The organism is Arthrobacter sp. zg-Y769 (genome assembly GCF_020907405.1).
In the GTDB taxonomy this organism is placed as follows: domain Bacteria; phylum Actinomycetota; class Actinomycetes; order Actinomycetales; family Micrococcaceae; genus Arthrobacter_B.
This window is the reverse complement of sequence record NZ_JAJJOE010000007.1, coordinates 1-16323: the sequence shown is the minus strand read 5'-3', so window position 1 is coordinate 16323 and position 16323 is coordinate 1. Positions and strand designations below refer to the sequence as shown.

Below are 16323 nucleotides of genomic sequence, written 5' to 3'. Positions count from 1 at the left end.
CCGCTGTTCTTCCGGAAGCTCACCGGTGATGGCCGGGTCAGTGCTGTTCCGCTCAAGTTTAGGCCACGCCCGCGCCCCTTGTCGAAGCACCGTTCCCGCAGGCGTGCCCGGACTACCTACCGGCTCACTGCCCGGTGCGTATGACCTTGTGCTGGGCGGCCTGTGCCAGCGGCCGCAGGACCACCTGGTCCAGGTTCACGTGATGCGGCACATTCAGGGCGAAGGCCATCACCTCGGCGACATCTTCCGCCGTCAGCGGCTTTTCGACGCCGGCGTACACCTTGTCCGCAGCTTCCTTATCCCCCACCCGGTTCAGGGAGAACTCCTCCGTCTTCACCATGCCCGGGGCAATCTCGATGACACGGACATTATGTTCGGCTTCCTCCAGGCGCAGCGTCCGGGCGAGCATCTCCTCTCCGGACTTCGCCGCGCTGTAGCCGGCCCCGCCCTCGTAGGCGGTGAAGGCCGCCGTCGACGTCAGCAGCAGGACCGATCCCCGGCCGCTCGCCCGCAGGGCCGGCAGGAACGCCTGCGTCATGCGCAGCGCGCCGAGGACATTGACGTCGTACATGCGCTGCCAGTCGCTGATCCGTCCGCTGGCGGCCGGGTCGAGTCCGAAGGCACCGCCGGCGTTGTTGATCAGGGCGTCCACTCCCCCGCCGGCCAGGACCTGTTCGGCGAGCCGTGCCACGGAAGCGTCGTCGGTGACGTCCGCAGCGATGGCTTCGGCACCCGTTTCTTCGGCGAGCGCCTGCAGCCTGTCCCCGCGCCGGGCGACGGCGACGACGTCCCAGCCCGAGGCGCGCAGGGCCCGTACAGCGGCGGCTCCGATCCCTGAACTTGCTCCGGTAACAACGGCCCGCTTCGGTGTGATCTCAGTCATGGGTTTACTTTAGCCAGCGTTCCGTGCGTCTTTGGCTCCGGCACGGGGTTGCTGAGCATTGTGACGGTTAGGGTCACCGGGCTGGTCAGGCTACGGGGGCCGGCTTGGTCCGGCTACCGCCACGCCGGCTTGGTCCACGGGTAAACGTCGGCACGCGTCCGCTCCACATATTCCGCGCCTTTTGCACCAGCTCCACGAACTCGTCCGGTCGGTGCAGGACAAGTTCCGCGGTGATCCGCAGCGTGACCCACCCGCCTGCTGCCGCCGCGTTCCAGCGTCGCCGGTCCCCTCGGTACTGCTCTCTGCTGCTGTGGAACGCGAACCCATCAATCTCGATGATCAGCCACCCGTCAACAAGCAGATCCACTCGTCCGATACCAGGGAGGGCGACCTCCGTCTCGATCCGTAGGCCTGCGTTCAGCAGGTGGAACCGCGCGCAGACCTCCAGCGGTGATGCCGTGGTCCGCCGAATGGTCCCCAGCAGGGCCCGGACCTGCCAGTCCTGCTGCCCGGAGAATTCCTTCTGCAGGCTCTGCAGTCCCACGGCGTTGGTTACGACTGCGGATTCCGCCATCACCAGTGCGTCCAGCCGGGGAAGGCAGCGGAAGGCGTCCCGGAGGATCTGCCAGGGCGGCACTATCAGCCGGTGTGCCGACCGCTGTCCCCGGTGCACGACCGTGCCGGGTATTGTCCGGGCCGCATCACACCGGACATGGACGGTTTCGGGTGGGGTCAGCAACCACCAGCCCAGAACCTCTGCCGCCGAGACGCATGTCAGCGAGGCCTGGCTGCGTGCGGCCTGAACCAACCGGGCGTCCGCCTGAGGCAGTGCAAACGTCCCGCGGGCCACGCGCCGGACGATCCCGGTGCGCAGAGCCTGGTTGACTGTCCACCGCGGGAACCCGTTGGCGGTCAGCGTCCCGTAGCTGGCCACTCCGTAACGTGTGAGCAGGAATGCCTCCAGTTGCTGCATCCCCAAACAGTGGAGTGTCTCGGCCCGATTGTTGCTCTTCCATGCTGCGGGGTGGGGTGCATCGGGGCACCCGCTGCGGTTAGAGCCTGTGTGGAGGGAGAGACGACGCTGTCTGCTGGCACGCGGTCCCACGGTTTGGGGCTGCAGGTGCCTACTGAGGTCCCACCAGCACCAGCAGCACCACCCGGTGGGATGCTGTGCTCGCGGACCCGGGCGGGGGCCAAAGCTGTACGCTCTCGGTACACCGGCTCCCCGCTGGACTTCCCGCCTACACGAACAGGACTCGGCAAGCCTTATGCCTCTCATCAGCAGATTCTTCGCAGGGATACTCCTCGCCAATGCAGTCCCCCACGGGGTCAGTGCCGTGCAGGGAAAACGGTTCCCCACGCCGTTTGCCAATCCGCCCGGCGTCGGGCTCTCCGGCCCCATGGCCAATGCCCTCTGGAGCGGCTTGAACGCAGCCGGCGGCGTCCCCCTGCTGGGCCGAACCCCGGCCGGGCCACGTGAACGCATCTCGCTGCTCACCGGAGCAGTCGCCATGAGTTTTTTCCTGGCCCACTACTTCGGCAAGGCACAGGACAACTAGGGTTTCGGCTCGGGACCCGGGAAGCTCCGACGCGCCTGGACTGCGCCTGCCGCACGGCAAATACGGCCCGACGGCGCCGCACCCCAACATTCCGGCAGACCGTAACGTGCCTCAGGGCATAGGCCTGCATGGAAGAATGGAAACCATGGCTGAACATATCCCGGGCACAGACACGCCCGACAACGAACCCCAGACCGTTTCCGTCCCCGACAAGCCCGCCCTTGAGGGGCTCGAGTCCAAGCTGAGTGCCCGCTGGCGCGAGGAGGGAACGTACGCGTTTGACCCGGACACGGTCCGGGACGAGGTCTACTCCATCGACACTCCCCCGCCCACGGCCTCCGGCTCGCTGCACGTGGGACACATGTTCTCCTACACGCAGACCGACGTGATGGCCCGTTACAAGCGGATGACCGGCAAGAACGTCTTCTACCCGATGGGCTGGGACGACAACGGCCTTCCCACCGAGCGCCGCGTACAGAATTACTACGGTGTGCGCTGCGACCCCACCAAGCCGTACGACGCCGACTACCGTCCGCCGGCCAAGGCCGCGAAGAACCAGCGCGATTTCGACGTCGTCTCCCGCCGCAACTTCATCGAGCTGTGCGAGGAACTGGCCGTCGAGGATGAAAAGGTCTTTGAGGATCTCTTCTCCACCCTGGGCCTTTCCGTGGACTGGACGCGGACCTACCGCACGATCGACGACTCTTCGCGTGCCGTCAGCCAGCGCGCGTTCCTGGACAACCTCCGGGCCGGCGACGCCTACATGGCCGAGGCCCCTACCCTGTGGGACGTCACCTTCCGCACCGCCGTCGCCCAGGCCGAGCTCGAGGACCGCGAACAGCCCGGCGCCTACCACCGGGTGAGCTTCCATGCCCCCGACGGCGAGAAGATCTACATCGAGACCACCCGCCCGGAACTGCTCCCGGCCTGCGTGGCCCTGGTGGCGCACCCCGACGACGAACGGTACCAGCGCCTCTTCGGCACCACTGTGAAGTCCCCGCTGTTCGACGTCGAGGTGGAGGTGAAGGCGCATCCGCTGGCCAAGCCCGACAAGGGCTCCGGCATTGCCATGATCTGCACCTTCGGTGACCTCACCGACGTGACCTGGTGGCGCGAGCTGAACCTGCCCACCCGCGCCGTGATCGGCCGCGACGGCCGCATCCTCGCCGAGACCCCGGAGTGGATTGCCACCGAGACGGCCAAGGAAAACTATGCCGCCCTCGCCACTAAGACAGTCTTCAGCGCCAAGGAAACCGTCGTCGAGATGCTGCGCGAAAGCGGCGACCTCGACGGTGAGCCGAAGAAGATCACCCACCCGGTCAACTTCTTCGAAAAGGGCGATAAGCCCCTCGAAGTGGTTACCAGCCGCCAGTGGTACATCCGCAACGGCGGGCGCGATGAGGAACGCCGCGGACGCCTGATCGCCCGGGGCAGGGAAATCGACTTCCACCCGGCGTTTATGCGCTCCCGCTACGAGAACTGGATCGAGGGCCTGAACGGTGACTGGCTGGTCTCCCGCCAGCGCTTCTTCGGCGTCCCCGTGCCGGTCTGGTACCCGCTGGACGCCTCGGGCAACCCGGACTACGACAACCCGGTACTGCCCGCCTCCGAATCCCTTCCGGTGGATCCGGCTGCCGAAGCGGCTCCGGGTTACGAAGAGTCCCAGCGCAACCAGCCGGGCGGCTTCATCGGCGACGCGGATGTGCTCGACACCTGGGCCACCTCCTCGCTGACCCCGCAGATCGTAGGCGGCTGGAGCCGGGACGAGGACCTCTTCTCGAAGGTCTTCCCGTTTGACCTCCGTCCGCAGGGCCACGACATCATCCGGACCTGGCTCTTCTCCTCGGTGGTCCGCGCCGACGCGCTGAACGCCGCCGCGCCGTGGAAGCATGCCGCGATTTCCGGCTGGATCCTGGACCCGGACCGGAAGAAGATGTCCAAGTCCAAGGGCAACGTGGTGGTCCCCACCGATGTGCTCAACGAGTTCGGTTCCGACGCGGTGCGTTACTGGGCCGCCTCGGCGAAGCTCGGTGCGGATACGGCGTACGAAATTGCGCAGATGAAGATCGGCCGCCGCCTGGCCATCAAGCTGCTCAATGCCTCCAAGTTCGTCCTGAACCTGGGCGCCACGGAGAAGAACGTGGCCCTGGCGGACACCTCGGTGATCACCAACGCCCTGGATCTGGCGCTGCTGGCCCAGCTGACCGACGTCGTCCAGGCCGCCACGGGCGCGTTTGAGCGCTATGACTACGCCAAGGCCCTGCAGCTGACCGAGTCCTTCTTCTGGTCCTTCACTGATGACTATGTGGAGCTGATCAAGGACCGTGCCTACGGTGCCGCCGGCGAGGCGGAGCAGGCCTCGGTGCTGGCCACCCTGGCCACCACCCTGGACGCACTGCTGCGCCTGTTCGCTCCGTTCCTGCCCTTCGCCACCGAAGAGGTCTGGGGCTGGTGGCGCGCCGGATCGGTGCACCGTGCGCCGTGGCCGAACGTAGACGGCCTTGCCACTGCCGTGGCGGACGCCGACGCCGGCATCCTCGGTACGGTTGCCGCCGCCCTGGGCGGCATCCGCAAGGCCAAGTCCGAGGCCAAGGTCAAGCAGCGGACCGAGGTCCTCAAGGCCACCGTCACCGCGCCCGAGGGTGCAGTGACGCGGCTCCGCGCCGGACAGGCGGACCTTTTGGCCGCCGGCAACGTCCGGGAACTGAACCTGGCCGTCGGCGAGGGCGAGCTCGCCGTTTCCGACGTCGAACTGGCACCTCCGGCGGAGTAACCGCAGCAGGACAGCAGAACGCCCGGCCGGGTTACCCGGCCGGGCGTTCTCTTTATGAAAGCAGACTAATCAGTCGAACTGCGGGCTCTCGGTGCGGCTGCGCTTGAGTTCGAAGAACGCGGGGTTCGAGGCCAGCATCACTGCGCCGTCGAACATGGCCCCTGCTTCTTCGCCGCGCGGGATGCGGGTCAGCACCGGTCCGAAGAACGCGGTCCCGTTGAAGGCCACGATGGGGGTTCCGACGTCGTCGCCCACCTTGTCGATGCCTTCCTTGTGCGAGGCACGAAGCTGCGCGTCGTACTCATCGGTGTCGGCGTAGCGCGCCAGCTCGGCGGGCAGGCCCACCTCCGCCAGGGCTTCCCGGATGACCGTGGGGAAGTCGCTGTTGCCGCCGACGTGGATCCGCGTACCCATGGCGTCGTACAGCTTCTTGATGTATTCGCTGCCGTGCAGTTCCTGCGCAGCAATGATCACGCGCACCGGACCCCAGGCTGCATCCATCCGCTTCCGGTAGTCCTCCGGAAGCTCGCGTCCCTCGTTCAGGACGGCCAGGCTCATAACGTGCCAGTCGGTGCGGACATCGCGGACCTGTTCCACCTCGTCCATCCAGCGGGAGGTGACCCAGGCGAACGGGCACATCGGGTCAAACCAGAAATCGGCAGTCGATGCCGAACCGGCGGCGGACACAGAACCGTTAGCGGTCATGGAAACTCCTTCGAAGCGGTGGACGGCGCAGATGCGCCCTGCATACTACTTCTACCAACCGCGGCTCAGGCCGATTTGTTCCTGCGCTTGGTCGCGACGGCGTGCGAGATGAGGGTAGGTTCGGCCTTCTTCTCCACGGTATCGGCGGTGATGACCACCGTGGCGACGTCCTCCTGGCTGGGCAGGTCGAACATGACCGGCAGCAGCACTTCCTCGAGGATGGCACGCAGCCCGCGGGCTCCGGTGCCGCGGTCCAGCGCCTGGTCGGCGATCGCGTCCAGTGCGCCCTGCTCGAAGGTGAGCTCGACGCCGTCAAGCTGGAACATCTTCTGGTACTGCTTGACCAGGGCGTTCTTGGGCTCGGTCAGGATGCGGATCAGGGCCGTGCGGTCCAGGTTGGAGACCGTGGTGATCACGGGAAGCCGGCCGATGAATTCCGGAATCAGTCCGAATTTCAGCAGGTCCTCGGGCATGACCTCCGCGTAGGAGTCGGTACCCTTTGTCGTTTCGATCAGCGGCGCACCGAAACCGATGCCCTTGCGGCCGGACCGCGAACCGATGATCTCCTCCAGGCCGGCAAAGGCGCCGGCAACAATGAAGAGGACGTTGGTGGTGTCGATCTGGATGAATTCCTGGTGCGGATGCTTGCGCCCGCCCTGCGGCGGGACGGAGGCGACGGTGCCTTCGAGGATCTTCAGCAGCGCCTGCTGCACGCCTTCGCCGGACACGTCGCGGGTGATCGACGGGTTTTCGCTCTTACGGGAGATCTTGTCGATCTCGTCAATGTAGATGATGCCCTGCTCGGCCTTCTTGACGTCGTAGTCCGCGGCCTGGATGAGCTTGAGCAGGATGTTCTCCACGTCTTCACCGACATACCCGGCTTCGGTGAGCGCGGTGGCATCGGCAACGGCGAAGGGGACGTTGAGCCGGCGGGCCAGGGTCTGCGCCAGATAGGTCTTGCCGCAGCCGGTGGGACCGATCAGGAGGATGTTGGACTTGCCGATTTCGACGTCGTCGGCAGCTACGGCATCGGCGAGGTTGCCGGCGCCCCGCGGGGCGTGGCCCGCCTGGATGCGCTTGTAGTGGTTGTAGACAGCAACGGCCAGCGACCGCTTGGCGGGTTCCTGGCCGATAACGTATTCCTGGAGCGAATCGAAGATCTCGCGGGGCTTGGGCAGCTCGAAGGTGCCCAAATCGGCAACCTCGGAGAGCTCTTCCTCGATGATCTCGTTGCAGAGGTCGATGCACTCATCGCAGATGTACACGCCGGGGCCGGCAATGAGTTTACGCACCTGCTTCTGGCTCTTTCCGCAGAAAGAGCACTTGAGCAGATCCGTGCTCTCACCAATGCGAGCCATAGTTCAGTCCCCTTAGATGGTCCATCAAAAAACGGTTCCGCAGCATGGGCTGAGCCAACCATGATCCACTCTAGGACACTTGGAGGAGCTATTCAGCAACCAAACGGCCCGTGGTGCGATATTACGCGCCACGGGCCGCCGGAACATCCTGCTTATGGGTGGAGCCGGTTACATCTTGTTGATGGCCGGCGTCTTGAGCTTGCGGGAATCAAGGACCTGGTCGATCAGCCCGTATTCCAGGGCCGAATCGGCGGTCAGGATCTTGTCGCGCTCGATGTCCGTGTTGACCTGCTCGGAGGTGCGGTTGGAGTGCAGCGCCAGGGTGTCCTCCAGCCAGGTGCGCATCCGCATGACCTCGGCGGCCTGGATTTCCAGGTCGGAGGCCTGGCCGCCCTGGCCGCCGGACAGCGACGGCTGGTGGATGAGCACGCGGGCGTTCGGCAGTGCCAGGCGCTTGCCCGGGGTGCCGGCGGCCAGCAGCACGGCGGCCGCACTGGCCGCCTGACCGAGGCAGACCGTCTGGATCTCCGGACGGATGTACTGCATGGTGTCGTAAATGGCCGTCATGGCCGTGAACGAGCCGCCCGGGGAGTTAATGTACAGGGTGATGTCGCGGTCCGGATCCGTGGACTCAAGGACCAGCAGCTGGGCCATGACGTCGTCGGCGGACGCGTCGTCAACCTGGACGCCCAGGAAGATGATGCGGTCTTCGAACAGCTTGGTGTACGGGTCCTGGCGCTTGAAGCCGTAGGGCGTGCGCTCTTCGAACTGCGGCAGGACGTAGCGGCTGGTGGGCATCTGCGGGGCGACGGCGGAGCCGGCGGTGCCGAAATTATGGTTCATGAATTACTCCTGAAGTCTGCAAATGGAGGGGTGGCTGGCCGGGGACCCTAGTCCTCGTCCTTGCCCTCTGCCTGGTCCTGGTTGGTTCCGCCGCCGCCGGTCACGCCGCCTGCGTGGGCGGAGATCTTGTCGAAGAAGCCGTATTCCAGGGCTTCCTGCGCGGTGAACCACTTGTCGCGGTCATTGTCCTTGAGGATGGTTTCGACGGTCTGGCCGGTCTGCTCGGCGGTCAGTTCGGCCATCACGCGCTTCATGTTCAGGATCAGCTCGGCCTGGATCTTGATGTCCGAAGCCGTGCCGCCGATTCCGCCGGAGGGCTGGTGCATCAGGATGCGGGCGTGCGGCGTTGCGTAGCGCTTGCCCTTGGTGCCGGAGGAGAGCAGGAACTGGCCCATGGAGGCGGCCAGGCCGGTGGCGACCGTGACGACGTCGTTCGGGATGAACTGCATGGTGTCGTAGATCGCCATGCCTGCGGTCACGGAACCGCCGGGAGAGTTGATGTAAAGGTAGATGTCCTTCTCAGGATCTTCCGCGGAAAGCAGCAGAAGCTGGGAGCAGATCGCGTTGGCATTCTCGTCCCGGACTTCCGAGCCCAACCAGATGATCCGCTCTTTGAGCAGGCGGTTGTAGATGTAGTCGTCCCGGCCGGCCGGGTCCACCGTTGCCATGGTGGGTGTGTTCGGTGCAGTTGCCATACTGAGTGACCTCTCGCTCTGGCAGGAACGGGTGCTGGCCGTGCCAGCGGCTCCTGCCGTTTGTCTCTTCTAGGACACTAGCCTGTTGCGGCGGCGATCCGCGTCGGTTTCGCCGACTGTTCGCTGACGGCGCACGATGCGCGTCACATCGGTCCGTGGTGCGCCCCTTGGGGTTAAATTAACCTTAAACCCCGCGTGCCGCGGGCCAATTCGCCCGGCCGGCACAGGGGCTGGTTTCCGCTGGGGAAACCCGGACAGGCTAGGCCTTGTCTTCGTTCTGCTCTTCTTCGGCTTCTGCTGCCTCAACCTCTTCGCCGGCGGGCCGGACGAAGTCGGTCAGGTCAATCTCGGCACCCGTGGTGTCGGTGACCTTGGCCAGTTCCAGGACCTTGGCCAGTGCCTTGCGGCGGCGGACCTCACCGACCATCATCGGAACCTGGCCGCTCTGGTCAATCAGCTGGGCGAACTGGTTCGGATCCATGCCGTACTGGGAGGCGGAGGAAACGATGTAGTCGATCAGCTCGTTCTGGGCGACGCCTACTTCTTCCTTCTCGGCTACGGCGTCAAGAATGATTTCGTTCTTGAAGGCGGCCTCCGTGTTGGCACGGACCTCGGCGCGGTGCTCCTCGGTGTCGTGGTCGGCACCGGAAGTCTGGGCGCTCTCCGAGTTGAAGTGCTGTTCGATCTGCTCTTCGATGACGGATTCCGGAACCGGAACCTCAACGAGCTCGAGCAGCTTCTCCAGGACCTTGTCGCGGGCCTCGACGCCCTGCTCCATCAGCTTGGACTCAGCCGCACGCTTGGTGAGGTCTTCGCGCAGTTCACCGATGGTGTCGAACTCGCTTGCCAGCTGGGCAAAGTCGTCATTGGCTTCCGGGAGCTCGCGCTCCTTGACGGCCTTGACCGTAACGGTGACCACGGCGTCGGCGCCTGCGTGCTCGCCGCCGGCCAGCTTGGTGTTGAACGTAGCGGACTCGCCGCTGCTCAGGCCGGTAACGGCCTCGTCCATGCCTTCGAGCATGGTTCCGGCGCCTACCTGGTAGGACAGGTCAGCGGCGGAATCCACCTCTTCACCGTCAACCTTGGCAACCAGGTCCATGGTCAGGAAGTCATCAGCAGCTGCGGGGCGGTCCACGGACTTCAGCGTGCCGAAGCGGCTGCGCAGTTCGTCCAGGGCCTTGTCGACGTCGGCGTCGGAAGCCTCGGCGGGCTCGACGGTGACCTCGAGGCCGGCGTAGTCCGGCAGCTCGATTTCGGGACGGATGTCCAGTTCGACGGTGAAGACCAGCTGGCCCTCGTCGGTGCCGGGATCCGGTACTTCGGTGATCTCAACTTCGGGCCGGCTCAGGGGCGTGATGCCGGTTTCCTGGACGGCTGCGGCGTAGAAGCCGTTGAGTCCGTCATTGATCGCCGTCTCCAGAACGTAGCCGCGGCCCACGCGCTGATCGATGAGGCGGTTGGGAACCTTGCCCTTGCGGAAGCCCGGGACCTGCACCTGAGTGGCGATGGTCTTGTAGGCCTCTTCGATGCTCGGCTTCAGTTCCTCGAACGGAACTTCGACGTTGAGCTTTACCCGCGTGGGTGTGAGGTTTTCTACGGCGCTCTTCACAGCGTAAGTTCTCCTGAGGGTTTCTGGGATTGGTCTGCACCATGGTTATACAGAGTCGGGGTGACAGGATTTGAACCTGCGACTTCCTGCTCCCAAAGCAGGCGCTCTTCCAAGCTGAGCTACACCCCGTCAGTGCACCTGACAGCCTACCTGCCCGAAAGCGGGTATGACCAATTTCCGTGCTGCGGGATGGATTCCGCACCCGGCCGGGAACCGGATACGGGCCGATTACTCACGGCCGGTTATCGCGTGCTAAGGTAAAACCTGCCTTACGGCGCCGGGGATGTAGCTCAATGGTAGAGCCTCAGTCTTCCAAACTGATTACGCGGGTTCGATTCCCGTCATCCCCTCCAGCTTAGAAGGGCCTTCCGCACTGCGGAAGGCCCTTCCTGCGTTTGGCAGCAGGTCTCAGTCCGCCTGGCAGGACGGGCACCAGTACAGTTTCCGGGTGCCCATGTCCGTTCCGGCCACCGGCGTTCCGCAGCGCCGGCACGGCAGTCCCGTCCGTTTATAGACATAGTGGGCCTCGGACACGGGTACGGGTTCGCCGGCGTCGTCCCGGTCCTGCGGCTCCGTGGTGATGATCCTGCCCTGCCGCACGCCGTCGTTCATCAGGCGCACGACGTCGTTCCACAGCTGGGCTGCCTCGTCCCCGCCGACGCTGCGGCCGAGCCGCCAGGGAGACATCCGGGCCCGGAAGAGCGCTTCGGCGCGGTAGACGTTGCCCACGCCGGCAAGGACTTCCTGGTTCATCAGGAGCAGGCCCACCGGCGAGCCCCTGCTCCGCAGCCGGCGCGTGAATTCCGCCGCTGCCTCGGTTCCGGCGGTGCCGTCAGCGCCGTCAGCCAACGGGTCCGGCCCCAGCCGTGCCAGCACTTTGCTGCGTTCGGCCTCCGTAACCACCTCGCATGCGGTGGGGCCACGCAGGTCCGCCCAGCCATGCTCGGAGACCAGCCGGACCCGCACTGCTCCCCTGGGCTCGGGCGGGCCGGCGTAGCCCGCGCCGTCGTCACCCGCCACCTCCTGCTCCCCCACGCGCCGGGGCGCGCCGATGCTGGAGGCACCCGTGAAGGTTTTATCCCCGCCGAAGTCGAAGGCACCGTAAAGGCCCAGGTGGATGCGCAGATAGAGATCGTTGTCGAAGTGCAGGAACAGCTGCTTGCCGTGGGCTTCCGCTGCTTCGAGCACATGGCCGTCCAACCGTGCGGCACCGGCGGCAAACCGGCCCTGCGGGCTGCTGACGGACAGCGAAGCCCCGCCGAACGCCGAGTTGAACTGCCGGGCCAGGCGGTGGATCGAGTGGCCCTCGGGCATTAGCGGGTCGAACCGGTGGTTTCGTACCGTGCGATCTGGGCGATCCGCCGCACGTGGCGTTCGGCGTCGCTGAAGGGTTCGGCCAGGAAGGCCTCGATGATGCCGGTGGCTTCCTCGACGCTGTGCTGGCGTCCACCCACCGCCACGATGTTCGCGTCATTGTGCTGCCGGGCAAGCTTGGCCGTTTCGAGGTTCCAAGCCAGTGCCGCCCGCACGCCCCGGACCTTGTTCGCTGCGATCTGCTCGCCGTTTCCGGAACCCCCCAGCACAATTCCCAGGGCTTCCGTGCCGGCTTCCTGATCCCGGACAACGGCCTCCGCTGCGTTGATGCAGAATGCCGGGTAATCGTCCTCGGCGTCGTATTCGCGGGGGCCGTGGTCAACGACGTCGTACCCCTTGCCTGCCAGGTGGGCGATGAGGTGGGAGCTCAGGTCCATGCCTGCGTGGTCGGTTGCAATGTGCACGCGCATTAGAAATAAATCCGTTTCTTCGGGAAGGGAAAGACGCTTCCAGCCTAGCTTCCGCCGCAGTGCGGCTTCCAAATTGCCGGCTTTTTCTCCGGTGAACACTGCTTACATAACCGGCAGGCCTGCCGATAAGGCAGATAGGACTAATTCTAAGTTCGCCTACGCTCGGTTCGGTTCTCCATGTCGGACGCGGGCGTTGTGGATGCTGCACCGTTTGCGCCACCAGGCCTCGCCCTACAAGGATTATCTATTGAAAAGTGCAAAACTCGCCGTTCTGGCCCTCCTCGCTGCTTCGTTGACGGCAGGAGGGCTTCCTGCCCAGGGGCTCAATGAGCTCCCGCAGTCGGCTGCCACTGACGCGCCCGGACCGGGCGCCCGTTCAACCGTTCCGTCTCCGGTGCCCGCTGAGGAGCCGGAGGCCGATCCGGCCACTCCCGCGCAGGGCACCCAGAAGCCGAAGCAGAACGCGCCGACCGAAACTGAGCCGGCCGCTGAGCCGGTGCCGACTGCCACTGTGCCGGCCACTGATCCGGCCGTCCCGGCGCCGGACTCCGAAACAAAGAGCACGGACGACGAAGATCAGCCGCAGGACGGAGAAGGCTACGATCCCGTGGTTGGCGGCGGGTTCCCTGTTCCCGGCCCCAATACCCCTCTGGTAACCGACCCCGACGGCACCGTACGGTCCGCAGTGGAAACCGATATCTCCGCCGCGCATGGCCACGGCCTCTCAGCCGTCAGCGCGAGGCAGGGCGGCGCAGCCAGCACGACGGCCGCCGCTGCGCGCAGCGGAACCATTCAGGTGACCCTGGTCTTCGCAACGCTGACGGACAACCGCGGCGGAGTGGACCAGCAGGCCGCCAAGAACTCCATCACGGAGGCCAACAGGTACTGGCGGGCCGCATCGGACCAGCGGCTGGGTATGGCGATTGCCGAAACCAAGACGCTGAACAGCACTGCGAACTCCGGGCAGGACTACGCGGCGATGATGAACACCATCAGGAAGGACCTCCGGTGGTATGACACCCCAAACGAGGCCCTTGTGGTGTTCGTTCCGGCAGGTGACCTGCGCAGCGGCGGTTACGGCGGCATCCTGGGCGGCGGCTGGACGTCCGGCCCCACCAGCGGCTCGGTGCTGATGCCCAGGCCTTCCGGCTTTACCAACAACGTAGTCACCCATGAACTTGGCCATGTACTCGGCCTGCTGCATGCCAACAGCCTCAAGTGCAACAACGGCCGGTCCGATATCGGGGTCAACTCCGCGGGCAACTGGGCCGACGGCGCGTGCACGTCGCGGGAGTACGGAGATACCTCGGACCTGATGGGTTATGCGCAGTACAACCTGCCGATGATCAGTTCCTATTTCTGGGACTCCGGCACCTTCGGCCGCGGCGACGAAATCCTCAACGCCGGTGCGCCGGGGCAGGCCAAGACCTACACGCTTCGGCCGTGGGCAGGGTCGGCTGCCAAACGTGCCGTGAAGTTCAAGGACGCTTCGGGAGAAACCTATTACCTCGAGCTTCGTACACCGGTGGGCTACGACACCGGGACGGCAGTGGGCGGAAACCGCGGCGTGAAGATCGTCAAGGCGGACCTCGCCAACAGTTGGGCGGTCAACTCCGTGATCGTCTCGCCCAATACCCGGGACTTTGCCGGCTACACCAACGCCAACAGCACCTGGCAGTCCGGCCAGACATTCACCACCCACAGTGGCACCACGGTCAGGATCAACTCGGTCAACGGGGACTCGGCGTCAGTGACCATCACCGGTGGGGCCGCCGCGCGGGCGGCCGAACCGATCGAGCAGGCACGCGCCGCCAACCCCGCCCTCGGATCCCCCACTTCGGAAGTTACCGGCGGGATCCGGGACAACGGCGCCTATCGCAACTTCGAAGGCGGTGCCGTGCTTTGGAGCGCCGCCACCGGCGCCCAGGCATCCGTCAACGGACCCATTCGGGATACCTACCGCAACACAGGCTTCGAAACCGGTTTGCTGGGCTACCCCACCGGCCCCGAAAAAGCCGTCACGGGCGGCAGGTACCAGGACTTCCAGAACGGTGCGATCCTCTGGTCCGCTTCCACCGGAGCGCAGGTCAGCATTGACGGGTCCATCCGGGATACCTACCGGAACACCGGCTATGAACGCGGCCCCCTCGGCTTCCCGACCAGCGGGCCCATCAACGTCCGCGGCGGCCAGTACCAGAACTTCACGAACGGCGCCATCCTGTGGTCCGCCGCCAGCGGCGCGCAGGTTTCGCTCAAGGGCGCCATCAGGACCGCCTATCAGAAGGCGGGCTTCGAGGCCGGTGCGCTCGGCTTCCCCACCGGTTCCGAAACGTCCGTACCCGGGGGCAGCTACCAGAACTTCACCAACGGGGCGATCCTCTGGTCCGCCGCCACCGGAGCCCAGGTGACCCTCAACGGGGCCATCCGGGAGACCTACCAGCGGTCGGGCTACGAAACCGGTCCGCTCGGCTTCCCCACCGGTTCCGAAACGTCCGTACCCGGGGGCAAATACCAGAACTTCGCCCACGGGGCCATCCTCTGGTCCGCGGCCACCGGAGCGCAGGTGACCCTTAACGGGGACATCCGCGACGCCTACCGCGAAACCGGATTCGAGACCGGTCCGCTGGGTTTCCCCACCAGCGGAGAAGTTAGCGTCCCGGGCGGCAAATACCAGGACTACAAGAACGGAGCCATCCTCTGGACGGCGTCCGGCGGCGCACAGATTTCCCTCAGCGGAGCCATCCGGGACGCTTACCGCAAATCCGGCTTTGAGCGGGGGCCGCTTGGCTTCCCCACCGGCGGAGAAACCAATATCCCGGGCGGGAAGTACCAGAACTTCCAAAACGGTGCAATCCTCTGGTCGGCGTCGGGCGGTGCGCAGGTTTCCCCCAGCGGAGCGATCCGCAACGCGTATGCGAAGACGGGCTACGAAACCGGCCCGCTCGGCTTCCCCACCAGCGGTGAAGTCACCGTGGCCGGCGGAAAGTACCAGAACTTCTCCCAAGGGGCGATTCTCTGGTCGGACTCAACCGGCGCGCAGGTCTCCGTCAAGGGCGCCGTTCGGGACGCCTATGCCAAAACAGGATTCGAGACCGGCCCCCTCGGCTTCCCCACCAGCGGAGAAGTCAGCATCCCCGGCGGGAAGCACCAGACCTTCGCCAACGGCACCATCCTCTGGACGGCCTCAACCGGTGCACAGGTTTCCGCCGACGGGCCCATCCGGGACGCCTACCGGAAGTCGGGATCCGAGACCGGCCCCCTCGGCTTCCCCACCAGCGGAGAAGTTACCGTCCGCGGCGGCAAATACCAGGACTTCCAAAACGGAGCGATCCTCTGGTCCGCCGCCACCGGCGCCCAGGTCTCTCCGAAGGGAGTGATCCGGGACGCCTATTCGAAAACCGGCTATGAAACCGGTGTGCTCGGCTTCCCCATCAGCGCTGAGATCACCGTGGCCGGCGGTGGAAAATACCAAAACTTCAGCAAGGGTTCCATCCACTGGACGGCCTCGGCAGGGGCACTGGTTTCCACGGACGGGCCCATCCGGGACGCTTACCGGAAGTCGGGATCCGAAAGCGGCCCCCTCGGCTTCCCCACCGGCTCCGAGAAGGTGATCCCGGGCGGCAAATACCAGAACTACAAAAACGGCGCGATCCTCTGGTCCGCCGCCACCGGCGCGCAGGTCTCCCTTACCGGACCCATCCGGGACGCCTACCAGAAGACGGGCTTTGAAACCGGCGGGCTCGGCTTCCCCACCAGCGGAGAAGTAACCATCCCCGGCGGCAAATACCAGAATTACAGGAACGGCGCCATCCTGTGGTCTTCGGCCACAGGTGCGCAGGTGTCCCAGAACGGCCCCATCCGCGATGCATACCGCGGGCAGGGATTCGAAAGCGGTCGACTGGGCTTCCCCACAACCGGTGAATATGCCGTTGGCAAAACCAAGGTGCAGGATTTCCGGGGCGGAAAGATTGTCCTCGGCACCGACGGGAAAGCACTTATCCAGTACAAATAGCGGATAAGTAACCACCGGGGATGATATCGGGAGGGCGGATTGCTTCGGCAAACCGCCCTCCCCTGCGTTGGCAGGGTGCGTAGCAGTGAGAGACTGTTGCAG

Annotated in this window: 12 protein-coding genes and 2 tRNA genes; 4 read left to right on the top strand and 10 right to left on the bottom strand. The window is 65.3% G+C overall.

Annotated elements, in window-relative coordinates; genetic code table 11:
• Positions 1–124 precede the first annotated feature (124 nt).
• Positions 125–883 carry an SDR family oxidoreductase gene (locus tag LOC60_RS05505; protein WP_230023248.1) on the bottom strand — a complete coding sequence of 253 codons (759 nt, stop codon included), beginning with the start codon at positions 881–883 and terminating at the stop codon, positions 125–127.
• 85 nt (positions 884–968) lie between these two features.
• Complete coding sequence (locus LOC60_RS05500; RefSeq protein ID WP_230023246.1) at positions 969–1856, bottom strand: endonuclease domain-containing protein; 888 nt, start codon at positions 1854–1856, stop codon at positions 969–971.
• A 295-nt stretch (positions 1857–2151) separates the two neighbouring features.
• Between LOC60_RS05500 and LOC60_RS05495 the strand changes: the two genes are divergently transcribed.
• The gene (locus tag LOC60_RS05495; protein ID WP_230023243.1) at positions 2152–2442 is read left to right on the top strand and encodes a hypothetical protein; all 291 of its coding nucleotides are present in this window, start codon (positions 2152–2154) and stop codon (positions 2440–2442) included.
• A gap of 145 nt (positions 2443–2587) precedes the next feature.
• Positions 2588–5215: a valine--tRNA ligase gene (gene valS, locus LOC60_RS05490; protein WP_230023240.1), complete on the top strand. Its 2628-nt coding sequence runs from the start codon at positions 2588–2590 to the stop codon at positions 5213–5215.
• Between the two features lie 69 nt (positions 5216–5284).
• Here the strand turns inward: valS and LOC60_RS05485 are convergent, their stop codons facing one another.
• From LOC60_RS05485 to LOC60_RS05460, 6 genes are all read right to left on the bottom strand, one after another.
• The gene (locus LOC60_RS05485; RefSeq protein WP_230023237.1) at positions 5285–5920 is read right to left on the bottom strand and encodes a mycothiol-dependent nitroreductase Rv2466c family protein; all 636 of its coding nucleotides are present in this window, start codon (positions 5918–5920) and stop codon (positions 5285–5287) included.
• 65 nt (positions 5921–5985) lie between these two features.
• Positions 5986–7278: an ATP-dependent Clp protease ATP-binding subunit ClpX gene (gene clpX / locus LOC60_RS05480; RefSeq protein ID WP_229951660.1), complete on the bottom strand. Its 1293-nt coding sequence runs from the start codon at positions 7276–7278 to the stop codon at positions 5986–5988.
• 168 nt (positions 7279–7446) lie between these two features.
• Positions 7447–8121: an ATP-dependent Clp protease proteolytic subunit gene (locus tag LOC60_RS05475; RefSeq protein WP_227921049.1), complete on the bottom strand. Its 675-nt coding sequence runs from the start codon at positions 8119–8121 to the stop codon at positions 7447–7449.
• A 47-nt stretch (positions 8122–8168) separates the two neighbouring features.
• Positions 8169–8789: an ATP-dependent Clp protease proteolytic subunit gene (locus tag LOC60_RS05470; RefSeq protein ID WP_227922731.1), complete on the bottom strand. Its 621-nt coding sequence runs from the start codon at positions 8787–8789 to the stop codon at positions 8169–8171.
• Positions 8790–9075: 286 nt separating this feature from the next.
• Positions 9076–10425, bottom strand: a complete 1350-nt coding sequence (gene tig / locus LOC60_RS05465) for a trigger factor (protein WP_230023234.1) — start codon at positions 10423–10425, stop codon at positions 9076–9078.
• Between the two features lie 55 nt (positions 10426–10480).
• A tRNA-Pro gene (locus LOC60_RS05460) sits at positions 10481–10554 on the bottom strand.
• 150 nt (positions 10555–10704) lie between these two features.
• Between LOC60_RS05460 and LOC60_RS05455 the strand changes: the two genes are divergently transcribed.
• Positions 10705–10778, top strand: a tRNA-Gly gene (locus LOC60_RS05455).
• 55 nt (positions 10779–10833) lie between these two features.
• On the opposite strand, the gene LOC60_RS05450 is transcribed toward LOC60_RS05455, so the two are convergent.
• Positions 10834–11739 (bottom strand): Fpg/Nei family DNA glycosylase, encoded by a 906-nt coding sequence (locus LOC60_RS05450; protein WP_230023231.1) that lies wholly within the window; start codon positions 11737–11739, stop codon positions 10834–10836.
• Complete coding sequence (locus tag LOC60_RS05445; protein ID WP_230023229.1) at positions 11739–12209, bottom strand: ribose-5-phosphate isomerase; 471 nt, start codon at positions 12207–12209, stop codon at positions 11739–11741. The genes LOC60_RS05450 and LOC60_RS05445 overlap by 1 nt, the downstream gene beginning before the upstream one ends.
• 247 nt (positions 12210–12456) lie before the next feature.
• Here LOC60_RS05445 and LOC60_RS05440 point away from each other — a divergent pair, with 247 nt between their 5' ends.
• A complete protein-coding gene (locus LOC60_RS05440) occupies positions 12457–16221 on the top strand; it encodes a zinc-dependent metalloprotease family protein (RefSeq protein WP_230023227.1) in 3765 nt (1254 codons plus the stop codon).
• Positions 16222–16323: the final 102 nt, after the last annotated feature.